The sequence below is a fragment of the Kribbella sp. NPDC049584 genome (assembly GCF_040675555.1).
Classification (GTDB): domain Bacteria; phylum Actinomycetota; class Actinomycetes; order Propionibacteriales; family Kribbellaceae; genus Kribbella.
On the sequence record NZ_JBFAPF010000001.1, the window covers coordinates 505,585 to 521,525 of the forward strand.

Genomic DNA, 15,941 nt, shown 5'->3' on the forward strand with positions numbered 1-15,941 from the left:
ATCTATTGGTAACTGGCTACTTCAACGTGCTATAAGTACCTTGTGGTAACCAAAGGGAACGTGTTCGACCCGAACTGCCCGACCCGGGTGATCCTCGACCGGATCGGCGACAAATGGACGGTGCTCGTCGTCCTGCTGCTGCGCGACGGCCCGCTCCGCTTCACCGAGCTCCGCAACGGCATCGGCCGGGTCGCGCCGAAGGTCCTGACCCAGACCCTGCGCCGGATGGAGCGCGACGGTCTCGTCAGCCGCGAGGTCTTCGCCGAGATCCCGCCCCGCGTCGTCTACACGCTCACCCCGATGGGCGCGTCCCTGATCGACCCGATCAGCGTCCTCACCACCTGGGCCGAAACCCACATGCCCGCCATCACCAAAGCCCAGACGCAGTACGACGCGGTCTGACCTGCATCTGGACAGGTAGTGCACCGCCGGGACGGCGTACGCGCGGGCGCGTTCACGCTCGCGTGCACTACCGGCTGCCGGACACCTCCTGTCCAGACGCAGATCGCTGGCGCAACATCACAAGCTCCGCACTGTCGGATTACAGCTCAACCTTTCGGATGCGCTCAGGCATCACAAGTCTGACCGAATTGAACGAGATGGGGGGCTGGGAATGGACCCAGGACGCGACAACGAATTCGCCGAGTTCGTGGACGGGAGATTCACCGCACTGCAGCGGTTCGGCTACCTGCTGACCGGTGAGTGGCATCTGGCCGAGGATCTGGTGCAGACAGCGCTGACCAAGGTGTGGTTCCACCGGAACTCCTTGCGGAGCGACAACGCGCTGGAGAGTTACACCCGGACCGTGATGGTGAACACCAGCACACAGTGGTGGCGCCGGAAGTGGCGCGGCGAAACACCCACCGAGCAACTACCCGAGCCGCGGGCGCAGGAACAGTACGGCTCTGTCGACGACCGGGACGTGTTGCTGCGAGCACTCGCCACGCTCCCCCGCCGAACGCGCGCAGCACTGGTCCTGCGGTACTTCGAGGACCTGCCCGAGGCCGAGATCGCCCAGATCATGGGCTGCTCGGTCGGCACCGTGAAGTCGAGCGTCTCCCGCGGACTGGCCAAGCTCCGCGAGCACCACCTCGTCGCCGCCGTTTCCGCTCCGGCCCAGAAGGAGGGCTGACCCATGACCAACGATCTCAAGCAGCAGTTCGAGCGGCTCGTCGCCGATCCGCCGCCACCCACCACACTCCCGAGCGAGTCCGTGTTCGCGCGAGTCCGTTCGGTACGGCGTCGTCGTACGGCCGGCGCGCTGACGCTGGCCGCGGCCGCGGTGATCGCCGTCACCGTTGCCACGAGCAACCTCACGGACCTCGGCAGCGGCCCGCCGGTCACCGGCAGCCCGAGCGCACCGGTGACGATCGCCACCGGGCCCCCGACCGGCACGCAGTCGACGGCGGCCCCGACCACGACCGCACCGACCTCGACCGGAACGACCACGACCACGCAAGGGACGACCGGCACGCCGGGCGCCGGGACCACCCGCAGCACCGAGAAGCCGACGGGCACGACGACAACCGGAGCCGGGACCACGAACACGCCACCGCCGACTCGGCCGATCGAGGTCGGTGTCGTGCTCAAGCCGACCGTCACCGGCCGCACAGTCGCGGTCAAGGTGACTCTCTCGGGCACCGTCATCGTGCCCACGGTCGACGGGAAGAACCTGCCCGCCGACACATCGTTCCTCAACCTGTCCGGCGGCACGAACTACTACTGGGGCGATGGCGAGCAAGGCGGTTCGGACGGCGGTTCGGCCGGATGCGGTGGCACCACGCGGAAGACCGGCCGCGAAACGTATTCGATCGATACGCACACCTACGCAAAGCCGGGCACGTACACGCTGCGCTACGAAGTGCGGTACTGCAACGCCAAGGACAGTGCATTCACTATCACCAAGACCATCAAGGTGACAGTCAGATAGTCCAGGCGTGGTCCGAGGTGCCGGTGGTGGGGAGGCCGGCGGCCTTCAGGTCGGTGCGAAGGTCGCGGGGGAGGGCGAACGTGAGGCTCTCCTCCGCGGTGGTGATTTCCCGTACGTCGCCGTAGCCGCGCTCGGCGAGCCAGCGCAGTACGTCGCGGACCAGCACCTCCGGAACGCTCGCACCGCTGCTGACGCCGACCGAGTCGACGCCTTCGAGCCAGGCCTCGTCGATCTCGTCGGCGTAGTCGACCAGATAGCCGGCCTTCGCGCCGTGCTCGACCGCGACCTCGACCAGGCGCACCGAGTTCGACGAGTTGCGGGAGCCGACGACGATCATCAGGTCGGCCTCGGGGGCGAGCTTCTTCACCGCGGCCTGACGGTTCTGCGTGGCGTAGCAGATGTCGTCGCTCGGCGGGTCCTGCAGGCTCGGGAACCGCTCGCGCAGGCGGCGTACCGTCTCCATCGTCTCGTCGACGGACAGCGTGGTCTGCGACAGCCAGACGACCTTCTCCGGGTCGCGGACCGTGACGTTCGGTACGTCGTCAGGCCCGTCGACGAGGTGCACGTGCTCCGGAGCCTCGCCGGACGTGCCGATGACCTCCTCGTGGCCCTCGTGACCGATCAGCAGGATGTCGTAGTCGGTCGCGGCGAACCGCTTCGCCTCGTGGTGGACCTTGGTCACCAGCGGGCAGGTCGCGTCGATCGTCTTCAACTGCCGCGCGGCCGCCTCCTGGTGCACCACCGGGGCGACACCGTGGGCGGAGAAGATGACCGTCTCCCCCTCCGGCACCTCAGCGGTCTCGTCGACGAAGATCGCGCCACGCTTCTGCAGGGTCTCTACGACGTACTTGTTGTGCACGATCTCCTTGCGCACATACACCGGCGGCCCGTACAGATCGAGCGCCTTCTCCACCGCCACCACGGCCCGATCCACGCCCGCGCAGTACCCCCGCGGCGCCGCAAGCAGCACCCGCTTGGTCTCCACAGCGGTCGTCGTACCAGTGTCCTCAGGCTGGGCAGTCACGCCCCCATCGTACGGGCCGGAACTAACGCCCCAGCCGGGCGTCGAACGCCCGCGCTCCACCCTTGTGAGCAGCATCACGACAACAACCCCAGCAAGGAGCCGCCCGCCCTGTCCGGACGGCTCCCCCGTGGGAGGTGTTACCAGCCCGTCAAGTGTCTGCCCTGGAGCCCTTACCCACAAAGGATTTTCTGTCTGCCCAGGACTGGATCGCGGTGAAGTCCGCTATGGTCAGACCGATGCGAGCATCCACTGGATAGACCAGCTGATGGTCAGCCGTGAACTCCGTCGCATCCGCCTCGTCATCCACCCAGACGAACGGCCGATCGCCCGCCCATTCGGCGATGGAGGGCGCCTTCCAGGAGCCGTGCCGTACCGGTCGGCGATCCGGCCAGATGATCGTCGGCAGCTCGGGCAGACCGAGGCGGGGGCCGAGGAGGCGGTTGGCGCCGTGTTCCCAACTGCTGGCCCAGACCAGGTCGAAGGTGCGTGCCAGCGCATTGAGCTCGACGCCGTGCCGGCTGTTGAGGAGCACACGCCACGTCTTCCCACCTTCGACGATCTCGTGCTGCTGATAGCCCGGAGGGATTTCCTCGGCACGGTGTGGGTTGAGGGGGCCGTCGAAATCCAGTAATAGGAGGGGGCGCATTACTCAACGTTAGGGTTTGTCGGTGGGGGGTCGTAGGGTCTGGGGCGTGGCTTTGGAGACGTCGCCGGAAGCGCCTGCGGCCGTTCGCACGATTGCGAACGGTATTGCCGGCTGGATCAACCAGCTCGGCGCCGTGTGGGTCGAGGGGCAGCTGACGGACGTCTCGATCGGGCGCGGTACGACGACGGTGTTCGGCACGCTGCGGGACACCGACGCGGACATCTCGCTCCGGTTCACCTGCAACCGGCGGGTGTTCGAGACGGTCGAGGTCCACGACGGCTCGCGGGTCCTCGTCCACGCCAAGCCGAACTTCTTCGCCCGCCGCGGCACGCTCGCGCTCGCGGTCAGCGAGATCCGCCACGTCGGCATCGGTGAACTGCTGGCCCGGATCGAGCGGCTGAAACAGCTGCTCGCGGCCGAGGGCCTGTTCGAGCCGTACCGGAAGAAGAAGCTGCCGTTCCTCCCCCACACGATCGGCCTGATCTGCGGGCGCGACTCGGCGGCGGAGCGCGACGTACTCGAGAACGCGAAGCGGCGTTGGCCGGCGGTCGCGTTCCGGATCGAATACGCATCGGTGCAAGGCCCGTCGGCGGCCGGCGAGGTGATGACCGCGCTGCGGAAGCTCGACGCGGACGACTCCGTCGAGGTGATTGTGATCGCGCGCGGCGGCGGCTCACTGGAGGATCTGCTGCCGTTCTCCGACGAGGGGCTGATCCGCGCGGTTTCGAAGACGAGTACGCCGGTGGTGAGCGCGATCGGGCACGAGCCGGACTCGCCGCTGCTCGACCTCGTCGCGGACCTGCGCGCTTCGACGCCGACCGACGCGGCGAAGCGGATTGTGCCTGACGTGCGCGAGGAGCTCGACGGCGTGCGACTGCTGCGCGAGCGCGGCCTGCGGGCGATCACGTCGTGGCTGGACCGCGAGACGCACGCGCTGGCCGCGATCCGTTCGCGTCCGGCGTTGGCGGCGCCTGTCACGGATCTGCAGCGACGCTCCGACGAGGTCGCCGCGCTGATCGAGCGCAGCCGCCGTACGCTGACGCATCGGCTGGATCGCGCGAGCGACGACATCGCGCACCGGCTGGCGAGCGTACGGGCGTTGTCCCCGAAGGCGACGCTGGAGCGCGGGTACTCCGTGCTGCAGCTGGCGGATGGCACCGCCGTACGGGAAGTGGCGCAGGTGGCGCCCGGTGACGTGCTGCAGGCACGCGTCACCGACGGCCGCTTCGCGGTCGAAGTCAAGTCCGAGGAGAACAAGTGAGCGCCGACCGACCCGAGATGACCTACGAGCAGGCCCGCGAGGAACTCGTCGACGTAGTCCGCAAACTGGAAGCCGGCGGCACCAGCCTCGAAGAATCCCTGGCCCTGTGGGAACGCGGCGAAGAACTCGCCACCACCTGCCAACGCTGGCTGGACGGCGCCCGCGAACGCCTCGCCAAAGCCCAAGCCACCCACGAAGAAAAACCCAACTGACCACCTCCGGACCGAGCAGCGAACCGCCCTCGCCCAGCGCGCGCACGCCCGGCGACCAGCTCGTGACGCGGCTCGCTCGCCCTGGCGACCTGCTCGGCGCCGCGCATGCGCGCATAGCCAGTTGGCGGGGTGCGTTCACCGGGTTGGTGCCGCAGGACTTCCTGGACGCGATGGATCCCGCCGCGATCGCCGCCTCGTGGACAGAGAGCATCGCAGCCGGACGCTCGCGCCTGTATGTTGCCGCCGTCAACGATTGGATCGTTGGGTACGCCGGGGTCGGGCCTGAGCGTGATCCGTCGGCACCACCGAAGACGGGCGAGTTGTACGCCCTCTTCGTCCACCCCTCCTACTGGGGCGCCGGAGCGGGGCGAGCGCTTGCCGACGCCGCTTGCAGCGACCTCCGTGAGGCCGGCTGCGTGAACGTGTGGCTGTGGGTGCTGGAGGCGAACGCCCGAGCGCGCCGGTTCTACACGACGTACGGCTTCGTCGAAACCGGTGACCGTACCCACTCCTCGCTCAACGACCTGCCGGAAATCAGGCTGGCAGCAAGGCTTTAGCCACCGCGCGGAGGCCGGACTTCAGGCGGTCGAGGTCGAAGCCCTGGGTGCGAAGGGCGTGGTGGAGGTCAGCGGCTAGCGGGGCCAGCAGGACGTGAGCCGTGTAGTCGGCGTCGAGGGTGGGGTGTGCCGCTTCGATCAGGTGGGAAAGATGGCGGTGCCAGAGGTGGTACGAGCCGATTCGGTAGCGGGCGCCGTCTGAGGCGTTCTCGCTGTCCATGAACAGCTCGACATGGCGGTCCAGGAGATCGAGATAGGCGTCGAGGAACGCCATCACGCGGACGAGCGGCGGCGCACCGGGGCCGAGTGGCGGCGGCCCGGTGAGGATCTTCGCCTGGAGCTCCTGTTCGCGTTCGTCCAGCAGCGCGACCGCCAGGCCGGCGCGGTCGCCGAACCGGCGGAAGACCGTGCCCTTCCCCACGCCTGCCTCCGCAGCGATCGCGTCGAGGGAGACGTTCTTCACCCCGTGCTCGGTGAACAGCCGGTCGGCCGCCTCCAGCACGCGCAGCCGATTGCGCCGGGCGTCCGCCCGTTCCGGGCGTGGTTCGCCCACCACCGGCAGACCCCGTTGTGAAGCGGACTGCGGTCCGGTACTGTCGTTCATAAGACGGACTGTAGTCCGCTAAGCCTTCAGGAGGAAGCACATGAGCACGACACCAAGCACCGCGACCGTCGCGATCGCGTACCACTCGGGTTATGGGCACACCGCGAAGCAGGCGGAGGCGGTTGCTGCCGGGGCGGCGTCGGTCCCCGGGACCGTGACCGATCTCGTTCCCCTCGACGAGCTGACCGAGGACGTGTGGGAGCGGCTGACCGCGGCGGACGCGATCATCTTCGGCGCCCCGACGTACATGGGGAGTCCGAGTTGGGTGTTCAAGAAGTTCGCCGAGGAGAGCGTGCGGATCTGGGCGGCCGACCTCGGCTGGCGGGACAAGATCGCGGCCGGGTTCACCAACTCGAAGGCGATGTCCGGTGACAAGCTCAACAGCCTGGTCGACCTGGCCGTGTTCGCGGCGCAGCACGGCATGATCTGGGTCGGCCTGGACATCTACCCGGGCTGGGCGGAGAGCACCGCGAGCATCGAGGACCTCAACCGCCTCGGCAGTTGGATGGGCGCGATGGCGCAATCCGACGCGGACCTGTCAGCCGAGAAGGCACCCCCGGCCACCGATCTCCGTACTGCGGCCGCCCTCGGCGCTCGCGTCGCGCAGGTGACACACCGACACCTCCGAGGAGCCCTGGCCGCGTGACCAACTACCTGAGTGGGGCTGGCTGATGGCGTGGCTTGTGCTGCTCGCGGCAGCGGCGTTCGAGATTGCGTTCGCGCTCAGTCTGAAGCCGAGCGAAGGTTTCAGCCGGTTGTGGCCGACGGCCGGCGTGCTGGTGTTCGGCGTGATCTCGGTCGTGCTGCTCGCGAAGACGCTCGACCGGCTGCCGGTCGGTACGGCGTACGCGATCTGGACCGGGCTCGGATCGGTCGGCGTGGTGACGCTGGGGATCATCCTGTTCGACGAGCCGGCCACCCCGGCGCGACTCGGCTGCATCGCGCTGATCGTCGCCGGCATCATCGGCCTCCGCCTGGCCGGCGCCGAGTAACCCGCAGGGCCTCGCGGAGGGTTCAGCTGGACGCGTGGCGTCGGCGACGCGGGTGGGAGGCGAGGCGGAGCGGGTGGGTGTCGATCGGGAGTTCGTCGGCGGCGGTCCCGCCCGAGATCATCTGGTGGTACGCCGCCCACGTCGTCGCCCGCGGCGGAATGTTGCCGATGGCATCGACCTTGGTGACGGGATGCGTGCTGTCGTGGATCGGCTTCCACAGGTCGGAGTCGCTGCGCAACTCGCGGAGCTCGCCGAACAGTTCCCGCCCGAACCAGCACGGGTAGCTCTCGCCGTCGTCGTACCGGGTGACACCGATCGGGGTAGCCGCCTCGGCGACCAGTGACCACACGGCCGCCGAGGTGATCCCCGGCTGATCACCGAGCAGTACGACGATGCCGTCCGCGCGCCGGTCGACGGCGTCGAGGGCCGGCACGATCGACGAGCTGTCGGTGTCGGAGTGCGGCGACTCGACCACCCGGACCCCGTCGAGGTCGACCCGGTCGCGAATCTGCGCGGAAGCGCTGCCCAGTGTCACGACCAACTGGTCGAATCCGCAGTCCCGTGCGGAATCCAGCGACGAGCCGAAGAGCGTACCGCCCCGATATGCCAATAATTGCCAGGGAGCGCCAAGATGCGGTGAGCTATTTGCGCCCAGCAAAAGGCCGGTCACGAACATCGCCGGATCAACTCCCCGCCCGGAAACGGCGTGAGCATGGTGGGCATGGCTGCTCGGGCCCTCTCGCTAGTCCCCGAGCGTCAGAAGCCGAGCTTCGATCGAACCCTCTGCCGTGGGCGCGTGTCAACGACCGTCCGGAAAGTGGTCGGGAATGCCCGGAAATTGGTCAGCGTAAGACGGAAGCAAACGTTTCCAGTGCGGGATAACCCGCATTGCCGGTAACGATCGTGGTGACTCCGGAACCGACCAGCACCAACGCGTTCTCGCCCTTGCGGTCCAGCAGGATCTTGCGCTGCCAGGTCACGCCGGCCACCGTCGTCGTCCCGTCGTCGGAGGTCCGGCCGAGTTTCTCGGCCTGGAACTTGCCGCCGGTGACATTGGACTGCTCGAGCCCGACGTACTTCTTCTCGGTAGTGACGACGCCCAGATGCCAGGTCATCGGCTCCTGCTCGGGCTTGAGGAACTCGACGCTGGTCGCGGTCCAGCCGGACGGCATCGGCTCCGGGCCGCGGACCCAGGCGGCGGCCGCCTTCGCGTCTTGCAGCTGCGCGGTGTACTCGACCGCCTTGGGCACCTCGGCCGGCTTCGACCTCCAGGTGACCAGGATCAGGAACGCGACCACCACTAGGCAGATGACCAGCGCGAACACCATGTTCCCGACGGTCTGCGACTTCGCCTTGTCCCGTCGGTACGCCTGGCGGTACTCGTTCGCCTCCGCCTGGATCTGCGCCCGCTCGCGCGCCGCAGCCTCGTTGGAAGCACCCTGACCTGTCGAACTCATACGCACAGTGTCTCGCGAGCCGCAATCCGCCCGAACACCGGTCAGACCCGTTGGCTACGATCCGTTGGCATGAGCGACCCGACCAGCCCACCGGCCCACTTGGAGGTCGAGGCGCATGCGCCCGACCGGAACCTCGCCCTCGAACTGGTCCGGGTCACCGAGGCCGCGGCGATGGCGGCGGGGCGCTGGGTCGGCCGCGGTGACAAGAACGGCGCCGACGGCGCGGCGGTGAACGCGATGCGCACGCTGATCGGCACGGTCGGGATGAACGGCGTGGTGGTGATCGGCGAGGGCGAGAAGGACAACGCCCCGATGCTCTTCAACGGGGAGCAGGTCGGCGCCGGCGAGGGCCCGGAGTGCGATGTCGCGGTCGACCCGGTCGACGGTACGACGCTGGTCGCGAAGGGCATGAACAACGGCATCGCGGTGATGGCGGTCTCCGCGCGGAACTCGATGTACGACCCGTCCGCGGTCTTCTACATGGAGAAGCTCGTCGTCGGACCGGAGGCGGCCGAGGTCGTCGACATCCGGCTCCCGGTCGCGGAGAACATCCGCCGCGTCGCGAAGGCCAAGGGTTCCACGGTCGACGACGTCACCGTCGTACTGCTCGACCGTCCGCGGCACGACGAGCTGGCGACGCAGATCCGGGCGACCGGCGCGCGGATCAAGTTCATCTCCGACGGTGATGTGGCCGGCGCGGTCGAGGCGGCGCGGCCGGACACCGGTCTGGACATGCTGCTCGGCATCGGCGGTACGCCGGAGGGCATCATCGCCGCCTGTGCGATGAAATGCCTCGGTGGGAAGATCCAGGGCAAGCTCTGGCCGCGCGACGACGCCGAGCGGCAGAAGGCGCTCGACGCCGGCCACGACCTGGACCGGGTGCTGGACACCGACGATCTGGTCAGCGGTGACGACTGCTTCTTCGTCGCGACCGGGATCACCGACGGCGAACTCCTCCGCGGCGTCCGGTACGGGCGGTCCACTGCGCGGACCCACTCGCTGGTGATGCGATCGCGCAGCGGCACGATCCGCAGCATCGAGAGCGAGCACCAGCTGTCCAAGCTGCGTGCCTACTCCTCCATCGACTTCGAGCACGCCCGGTGAGCCCCGTGACCGCACCTGTCCTCGTCATCGGTGAAGCGCTGGTCGACATCGTCAACGCCGCGGCAAAGACCACTCGCAACGGGAACGGGAAGGGCAAGGCGATCCCGGGCGGGTTCGCGGCGAACGTTGCCGTCGGACTGGCCAGGATGGGCGTGCCGACCGAGTTGGTGGCGCGCTTCGGCACCGACCAGTACGGCGACCTGCTCGGCGCGCACCTGTTCGGCAACGGGGTTCAGCTCGCTCCTGGGACGGTCGATCCCGGGTTCCGGACCAGCACCGCGACCGCAACGCTGGACGCCGAGGGCGTGGCGACGTACCAGTTCGACATGACCTGGGATCCGCCGGCGTTGTCGCTGCGGCGCGGTTGCCCGGCGATCCACACCGGCTCGATCGCGACCATGCTCGAGCCCGGCGCGACGGCGATCCACCGGTTCCTGGAATCGGTGGTCGACCAGCCCGTCACGGTCACGCTGGACCCGAACGCGCGTCCGGCGATCACGCCGGACCCGGTGGTCGCGTGGGCCGCCGTACGGAAGCTGGCCGCGCTGTCCGACCTGGTCAAGCTGAGCGACGAGGACTGCGCGTTCTTCCGCCCCGGGGTGTCGCTCGACGAGATTGCCACGGAGCTGCTGACCGAGGAGCGGACGCAGTGCGTGGTCATCACGCGCGGCGGCGAGGGCGCGATCGGCATCGGCCGCGACGTGCAGGTCGAGGTGAAGGCGCCGGCGATCGAGGTGGTCGACACCGTGGGAGCCGGCGATTCGCTGATGGCGGCGCTCATCACCGGTCTACTCAAGCGTGACTTGCTCGGCGAGCGTCGGCTGGCCGGGCTGACCTCCGAGGCCCTGCACGACGTCGTGGACTATGCGGTGAAGGCTGCCGCGATCACCTGCACGCGGCACGGCGCGGACCCGCCGACCGCGGCCGAGCACGCTGCGCGGTGGGGCGCCTGACATGTCGGCGGAGACGTGGACGTCCGAGCTGGAGTCCAAGGGCAGCGTGGTGTTCCCGCCACGTCGCGGCCGGCTGGCGGTCCGGCTGATCGGGTTCGCGCTGCTGATGGTGCTGTCCGCCTGGACGAACGTCGACCATCTGCGCGCTGACGGCGTGTCCGGGGCGCTCGGCGTACTGCGGCTCACAGCGCTCGCGGCCTTCGTCTACGGTACGGCGCTGACCGCGTGGCAGCTGATCACGAACCGTCCGGTCGTCACGATCGACGCCGAAGGCATCACCCGCGGCCGCAACCTGCCCTGGTCCGGCATCACCAGCATCGACGCGCCGACCGGTCTCCCGCTCGCCCGGACGGTGCAGGTCAACCCGGCGGACCGCCGTACCCGCCCGATCTCGATCCCGCAGGACAACGTCGAGGACCTCGAAGCGCTCACGCCCTGGCTGCGGTCACTCCTGGATCAGCACCGCGACTAGGTGAGGGTGTTGCGGACCGCGCTGAGGTGCGCGCGGGAGCGGGCCGCGGCGAGCTCGGGATCCTGGAGGCGGATGGCTTCGGCGATCGCCGCGTGGGCAGCCTGGTCGTGCCGGTGGCGGTGCTGGTCGTCGAGCTTGAGCATGTCGATCATCGCCCGGCGGATCCGCGGCGCGAACGAGTCGAACAGCTCCGTGAGCACGGCGTTGTGTGCGGCAGCCACGACCGCGCGATGGAACGCCATATCGGCCTCGATGTACCAGTCGTCCGGCGCGCTCAGCGCCGCGCGCTTGCGGTCGGTCAGCGTATAGCGGAAGTTCTTCAGGTCGGCCGGAGTACGACGGGATGCCGCGAGCCGGGCGCCTTCGGTCTCGATCGCGAGCCGGCCCTCGAGTACGTCGGTGATGTCGGCCTTCCGCAGCACCTTGTCCCAGTCCTCAGCAGCCTGTAGCGCGATGACGAACACGCCCGCGCCCTGACGGCTCTCGAGCACACGGCGGCCGGCGAGCTCCCGCACGGCCTCGCGGATCGTCGACCTGCCGACTCCCAGCTGCGCGGCCAGCGTGGTCTCGCCGGGCAGTTTCTCGCCGAGCGTCCACTCACCGCTCCCGATCCGGCGCAACAGCTCCTCGGCGGCCTGCTCGGCCAGCGGGTGACGGCGAATCATTAGGTCATTCTACGAGACCTCAGGTTGTCAGCTTGTCTGAGGAGTTGATAGCGTGCTCGGCATGCGCAAGCTTTCGGGTCTTCTCCTTCTTCGCCGCCACGGCGGGAGCTGAGACGACCGGCGCTCCCTCCGTGGAGTGCACTCGCCTGCCGGTCCTCCCATCGCTCCGGAAGGACCACCCCATGAACCGCCAACAGCCCTCCCCCATGCCGAGCCACCGCTACCGCGACATCTTCGCGAAGGTCCCGGTCGCGCCGGTCGACCGGACCTGGCCGGACCGCCGGATCACCACCGCGCCGCTGTGGGTGCCGGTCGACCTCCGCGACGGCAACCAGGCGCTGGCCGAGCCGATGGATCCGGCCCGCAAGCGGAAGTTCTTCGAGCTGATGGTTGCCATCGGCTACAAAGAGATCGAGGTCGGGTACCCGTCCGCGTCGCAGACCGACTTCGACTTCGTCCGGTTGCTGGCCGAGTCGGATCTCGTGCCCGCTGATGTCACCATCGTCGTATTCACCCCGGCCCGGGCGGATCTGATCACCCGGACGGTCGAGTCCGTCGCCGGAATGCGTGGCGACGTGGTGATCCACATGTACGCCGCGACCGCGCCGACGTGGCGGGACGTCGTACTGCGTCGTACCCGGGACGAACTGGCGTCGATGATCTACGCCGGATCCGAGGAGATCCTGCGGTTGGCCGGCGATTCCGTGCGGTTCCAGTTCTCGCCCGAGGTGTACAACCTGACCGAGCCGGACTACGTGCTCGAGCTGGCGGATCACCTCACCAAGCAGTGGGACGCGACGCCGGAGCGGCCGGTGATCATGAACCTGCCGGCGACGGTCGAGGTTGCGACGCCGAACGTGTACGCCGACCAGATCGAGTACATGCACCAGAACCTGCCTCGGCGCGACGGTGTGATCCTGTCGGTGCATCCGCACAACGACCGCGGCACCGGGATCGCCTGCGCCGAGCTCGCCGTCCTCGCGGGCGCGCAGCGGGTCGAGGGCTGCATCTTCGGGAACGGCGAACGCACCGGGAACGTGGACATCGCGACGCTCGCGCTCAACCTGCACGCGCAGGGCGTGGACCCGATGGTCGACTTCTCGGACATCGACCGGATCCGTTCAGTTGTGGAGCATTGCACGCGGATGCCGATCCACCCTCGACACCCGTACGTCGGGGAGCTCGTCTACACGGCCTTCTCCGGGACGCATCAGGACGCGATCCGGAAGGGTTTCGCCGTACAGGACGATGGCTTCTGGGACGTGCCGTACCTACCGATCGATCCGGCGGATGTCGGGCGCGGCTACGAGGCCGTCGTCCGGGTCAACAGCCAGTCGGGCAAGGGTGGGATCGCCCACGTACTGGAGTCCGTGTACGGCGTACGGCTCTCGGCCGCACAGGAACGGGAGTTCGCGCAGCATGTGCAGCGGCGTACGGACGAGACCGGGCGCGAAGCGAGCGCGGAGGAGCTGAAGGCGTTGTACGAGGAGGTTTACGGGTGCTCGAACTGAAAGATGTCGACTTCGTCCGGGACGGCAAACTGTTGCTGTCCGGGGTCTCGCTGACGGTCGGCGAAGGTGAGCGGTGGGCTCTGCTCGGCCCGAACGGCGCGGGCAAGAGCACGATGCTCAGCCTCTGCGGCGCGGTCACGCACCCCACCCGCGGCACGGTCGAGATCCTCGGGAAGCGACTCGGGACGGTCGACATCCGCACCCTGCGAGAATCCATCGGGCACGTCAACCCGCGGCACCCGCTGCGCTCGCCGCTGTCCATCGTCGACGTCGTCCTCACCGGTCTGACCGGCACAGTCGAACGCATGCCGCGCTGGGAACCGACGCCTGAACAGACGTCCCGTGCTCTCGAGCTGATCGATCTGCTGGGCGTCGGCAACTTGGCCCACTCCCCCTGGACCACCCTCTCCCAAGGCGAACGCGGACGAGCCCTGATCGCCCGAGCTCTGATCGCCGATCCTCGACTGCTGCTCCTGGACGAGCCGTCCACCGGCCTCGACGTAGCCGCACGCGAACAACTCCTCGAAACCCTCAACCACATCCACACCACTCACCCCCACCTGGCCTGGCTCCTGGTAACGCACCACCTGGAGGAACTCCCGACCTGCACCACTCACGCGGCCCTCCTTCGCGAGGGCCGCGTGCTGGCGGCCGGCGACGCTCACGACGTCCTCACCACCTCGCTGATCTCATCGACCTTCAACCACCCAATAGCCATCACCCACCACGCCGGCCGCTGGACGGCAACCGCGGGACGCCGCTGACCGCTTGCACTACAGTGGTTCCGCTCCGGGGGCGGAGGCACGACGCTGGGGGTCGGCATGGCGGTCATGGGTGAGCGGCTGCCAGAGGCATGGATCGTGGAGCTGCACCGGAACGGGCGGGTGGAGTTCCCGCTACGCCGCTGGTCGTTCGTGCAGTTCCCGCTCTCTCTGGCGCTGGGGCCGTCGCTGCTGTTGATGAGCCGGCTGCCGGACATGCTCGACGACGGCGCCTGGCGATACCTCGGCTATTTGGCCATCGTCGGGTATGCAGGCGTCGCGATCGCCCTCACCTGGCAGTTCATCACCCAACGCCCGTACGTCGTCGTGGACCGACGCGGTGTCCGTTCCGGCCGTCGCTTCATGCCGTGGACCGACGTCGGTTCCATCGGCCTGATCCGCGGCCAGAACCCGGTCCGCCAACTACCGATCCATTCGAGGAACGTCTGGGCCAAGGACCTCGTCCTCAGCCGGCAACACATCAACGACCTCCAGTCGTTCCGCGCCTGGCTCGAAGAGGTGCTCGAGGAGCAGCGCCGTACACAAACCACGCAGGACAACGATGGCAGCGATCGGCGACGGGCCGACTGAGGTCTGGACCGCCGAACTGCGGCGGACCGGACGAGTCGTGTTCCCCCTGCGGCGCCAACCGCTGCTCCGGCAGACCCGGTCTGCCTTCATTCTCTTGATCTTGCTGGCGATCGCCGACCTACCCCACGCCCTGAAGACCGGCGGCGCGCTGCGCATCGTGGCCATCGTCGTCACGACCGCGGTCCTGATCGGGCTGTCCGTCAGCGGCTGGAAATTAGTGACCCGCCGCCCGACACTGACAGTCGACACCACCGGCGTCCGGCGCGGACGCAGACGGTTCGTGTCATGGAGCGAGGTCGACACCATCGACGAGTTGGACGGACCACCAGGCGACCGCTCATTCGCCGTCGTATCCAACGCCCGCCGGAGGAAACTCCGCCTCGACCAGCAGCATGTACGCAATGTGGTCGCGTTCCGGAACTGGCTGGTCGACCTGCTCGAGGAACACCGCCGTACGGCGCCTAGGTGAGGCCCAGGCGCTTGCTCAGGCGGGGACCTCGTTTGATTTTGATCTCGCCGAGGATGGCGGTGCCGCGGATGTGGAAGCGTTTCGGGGCGGTGGGCTGCGAGTTCGGGTCCGGAACCGCTTTGAGGCCGGCTTCCTGTTCGGAGACGGAGCCCAGGATCGGGTTGCTGTCGAGCAGGACGATCGCGTTCGCGGGCACGCGGATCTTCACGTCGGCGAGGATCGACTTCACGTCGACCTGGATGTCGTCGTACGGGATCTGCGCCTCGGTGTAGTCCAGCGTGACGTCGCCGAGGACCGCGTTCACCTCCTGCCGCTGCGGGACGAGCCAGTTGCCCATCCGCTTGGTCTCGGACATGAACACGTTGATCACGGGCCCGGTCTCGACCATCGCGCCGCTGTACTGCGGGCTGACCGACGGGACGCCCGCCGTACCCGGAGCGCGCGGACCGTTCGGCAGGTCGGCGGTCAGCTGGACGAGTTCGCCGTACGTCTTGGAGCCGTACAGCGTCTCGAGCCGCTCCTCCAGCTCGCCGTACGACAACCGGCCTTCGCCCGCGGCCTCCCGCAGTACGTCGGCGACCTCCTCCCGCTCGAGGTCGGACACCCGCCGCCGCAACGCCAGTTCGTCACCGGTCGCCGCCTGCGAGGGCACGGCATCCTGCGGTCGGTTCACCTGGGGAACGTCATCCTGAGCCACCCCAAAACCATACGCGCGCAGCGCCCCACCCGCCG

Annotated in this window: 22 protein-coding genes; 15 read left to right on the forward strand and 7 right to left on the reverse strand. The window is 68.4% G+C overall.

Annotated features, from left to right (window positions below):
• Nucleotides 1–42 precede the first annotated feature (42 nt).
• From AB0J62_RS02455 to AB0J62_RS02465, 3 genes are all read left to right on the forward strand, one after another.
• Entirely contained in the window at nt 43–402 is a 360-nt protein-coding gene (locus AB0J62_RS02455) for a helix-turn-helix domain-containing protein (RefSeq protein ID WP_363863431.1), read from the forward strand.
• Nucleotides 403–613: 211 nt separating this feature from the next.
• Nucleotides 614–1,132 (forward strand): SigE family RNA polymerase sigma factor, encoded by a 519-nt coding sequence (locus AB0J62_RS02460; protein ID WP_363863434.1) that lies wholly within the window; start codon nt 614–616, stop codon nt 1,130–1,132.
• Between the two features lie 3 nt (nt 1,133–1,135).
• A complete protein-coding gene (locus AB0J62_RS02465; RefSeq protein ID WP_363863437.1) occupies nt 1,136–1,930 on the forward strand; it encodes a hypothetical protein in 795 nt (264 codons plus the stop codon).
• Here AB0J62_RS02465 and AB0J62_RS02470 read toward each other — a convergent pair.
• Nucleotides 1,923–2,954 (reverse strand): 4-hydroxy-3-methylbut-2-enyl diphosphate reductase, encoded by a 1,032-nt coding sequence (locus tag AB0J62_RS02470; RefSeq protein ID WP_363863440.1) that lies wholly within the window; start codon nt 2,952–2,954, stop codon nt 1,923–1,925. The two genes, AB0J62_RS02465 and AB0J62_RS02470, sit on opposite strands and share 8 nt — an antisense overlap.
• 148 nt (nt 2,955–3,102) lie before the next feature.
• Nucleotides 3,103–3,600: an HAD domain-containing protein gene (locus AB0J62_RS02475; RefSeq protein ID WP_363863443.1), complete on the reverse strand. Its 498-nt coding sequence runs from the start codon at nt 3,598–3,600 to the stop codon at nt 3,103–3,105.
• A 46-nt stretch (nt 3,601–3,646) separates the two neighbouring features.
• On the opposite strand from AB0J62_RS02475, the gene xseA reads away from it, so the two are divergent.
• The 3 genes from xseA (at nt 3,647) to AB0J62_RS02490 (ending at nt 5,630) form a co-directional block, all read left to right on the forward strand.
• Nucleotides 3,647–4,861: an exodeoxyribonuclease VII large subunit gene (gene xseA / locus AB0J62_RS02480; protein ID WP_350862356.1), complete on the forward strand. Its 1,215-nt coding sequence runs from the start codon at nt 3,647–3,649 to the stop codon at nt 4,859–4,861.
• A 17-nt stretch (nt 4,862–4,878) separates the two neighbouring features.
• On the forward strand, nt 4,879–5,073 hold the full coding sequence (locus AB0J62_RS02485; RefSeq protein WP_238160646.1) for an exodeoxyribonuclease VII small subunit: 195 nt from the start codon (nt 4,879–4,881) through the stop codon (nt 5,071–5,073).
• Between the two features lie 62 nt (nt 5,074–5,135).
• Entirely contained in the window at nt 5,136–5,630 is a 495-nt protein-coding gene (locus tag AB0J62_RS02490; protein ID WP_363863447.1) for a GNAT family N-acetyltransferase, read from the forward strand.
• Here AB0J62_RS02490 and AB0J62_RS02495 read toward each other — a convergent pair.
• Nucleotides 5,608–6,234, reverse strand: a complete 627-nt coding sequence (locus AB0J62_RS02495; protein ID WP_363863450.1) for a TetR/AcrR family transcriptional regulator — start codon at nt 6,232–6,234, stop codon at nt 5,608–5,610. The genes AB0J62_RS02490 and AB0J62_RS02495 overlap by 23 nt on opposite strands.
• Before the next feature lie 40 nt (nt 6,235–6,274).
• On the opposite strand from AB0J62_RS02495, the gene AB0J62_RS02500 reads away from it, so the two are divergent.
• Nucleotides 6,275–6,880, forward strand: a complete 606-nt coding sequence (locus tag AB0J62_RS02500; protein WP_363863453.1) for a flavodoxin domain-containing protein — start codon at nt 6,275–6,277, stop codon at nt 6,878–6,880.
• Nucleotides 6,881–6,905: 25 nt separating this feature from the next.
• Nucleotides 6,906–7,226 (forward strand): multidrug efflux SMR transporter, encoded by a 321-nt coding sequence (locus AB0J62_RS02505; protein ID WP_134108325.1) that lies wholly within the window; start codon nt 6,906–6,908, stop codon nt 7,224–7,226.
• A 22-nt stretch (nt 7,227–7,248) separates the two neighbouring features.
• Here the strand turns inward: AB0J62_RS02505 and AB0J62_RS02510 are convergent, their stop codons facing one another.
• Entirely contained in the window at nt 7,249–7,902 is a 654-nt protein-coding gene (locus tag AB0J62_RS02510) for an NTP transferase domain-containing protein (RefSeq protein WP_363863457.1), read from the reverse strand.
• Nucleotides 7,903–8,068: 166 nt separating this feature from the next.
• Nucleotides 8,069–8,683 carry a DUF4245 domain-containing protein gene (locus AB0J62_RS02515; protein ID WP_363863460.1) on the reverse strand — a complete coding sequence of 205 codons (615 nt, stop codon included), beginning with the start codon at nt 8,681–8,683 and terminating at the stop codon, nt 8,069–8,071.
• Between the two features lie 69 nt (nt 8,684–8,752).
• On the opposite strand from AB0J62_RS02515, the gene glpX reads away from it, so the two are divergent.
• Genes glpX through AB0J62_RS02530 form a run of 3 tightly spaced genes read left to right on the forward strand, consistent with a single transcriptional unit; the run spans nt 8,753 to nt 11,212 of the window.
• A complete protein-coding gene (gene glpX, locus AB0J62_RS02520; RefSeq protein WP_363863463.1) occupies nt 8,753–9,787 on the forward strand; it encodes a class II fructose-bisphosphatase in 1,035 nt (344 codons plus the stop codon).
• A 5-nt stretch (nt 9,788–9,792) separates the two neighbouring features.
• Nucleotides 9,793–10,740: a carbohydrate kinase gene (locus AB0J62_RS02525; RefSeq protein ID WP_363863466.1), complete on the forward strand. Its 948-nt coding sequence runs from the start codon at nt 9,793–9,795 to the stop codon at nt 10,738–10,740.
• A 1-nt stretch (nt 10,741) separates the two neighbouring features.
• Complete coding sequence (locus tag AB0J62_RS02530; RefSeq protein ID WP_363863469.1) at nt 10,742–11,212, forward strand: hypothetical protein; 471 nt, start codon at nt 10,742–10,744, stop codon at nt 11,210–11,212.
• Here the strand turns inward: AB0J62_RS02530 and AB0J62_RS02535 are convergent.
• Complete coding sequence (locus tag AB0J62_RS02535; RefSeq protein WP_363863472.1) at nt 11,209–11,877, reverse strand: FCD domain-containing protein; 669 nt, start codon at nt 11,875–11,877, stop codon at nt 11,209–11,211. The two genes, AB0J62_RS02530 and AB0J62_RS02535, sit on opposite strands and share 4 nt — an antisense overlap.
• Before the next feature lie 182 nt (nt 11,878–12,059).
• On the opposite strand from AB0J62_RS02535, the gene AB0J62_RS02540 reads away from it, so the two are divergent.
• From AB0J62_RS02540 to AB0J62_RS02555, 4 genes are read left to right on the forward strand one after another with little or no spacing between them, the layout of a single operon-like run.
• Nucleotides 12,060–13,388, forward strand: a complete 1,329-nt coding sequence (locus AB0J62_RS02540) for a 2-isopropylmalate synthase (protein WP_363863475.1) — start codon at nt 12,060–12,062, stop codon at nt 13,386–13,388.
• Nucleotides 13,376–14,152: an ATP-binding cassette domain-containing protein gene (locus AB0J62_RS02545; protein ID WP_363863478.1), complete on the forward strand. Its 777-nt coding sequence runs from the start codon at nt 13,376–13,378 to the stop codon at nt 14,150–14,152. The genes AB0J62_RS02540 and AB0J62_RS02545 overlap by 13 nt, the downstream gene beginning before the upstream one ends.
• 57 nt (nt 14,153–14,209) lie before the next feature.
• The gene (locus tag AB0J62_RS02550; RefSeq protein ID WP_363863481.1) at nt 14,210–14,740 is read left to right on the forward strand and encodes a hypothetical protein; all 531 of its coding nucleotides are present in this window, start codon (nt 14,210–14,212) and stop codon (nt 14,738–14,740) included.
• Complete coding sequence (locus AB0J62_RS02555; RefSeq protein ID WP_363863484.1) at nt 14,712–15,209, forward strand: hypothetical protein; 498 nt, start codon at nt 14,712–14,714, stop codon at nt 15,207–15,209. The genes AB0J62_RS02550 and AB0J62_RS02555 overlap by 29 nt, the downstream gene beginning before the upstream one ends.
• On the opposite strand, the gene AB0J62_RS02560 is transcribed toward AB0J62_RS02555, so the two are convergent.
• On the reverse strand, nt 15,202–15,882 hold the full coding sequence (locus tag AB0J62_RS02560) for a DUF1707 domain-containing protein (RefSeq protein WP_363863487.1): 681 nt from the start codon (nt 15,880–15,882) through the stop codon (nt 15,202–15,204). The two genes, AB0J62_RS02555 and AB0J62_RS02560, sit on opposite strands and share 8 nt — an antisense overlap.
• Between the last annotated feature and the right edge of the window lie 59 nt (nt 15,883–15,941).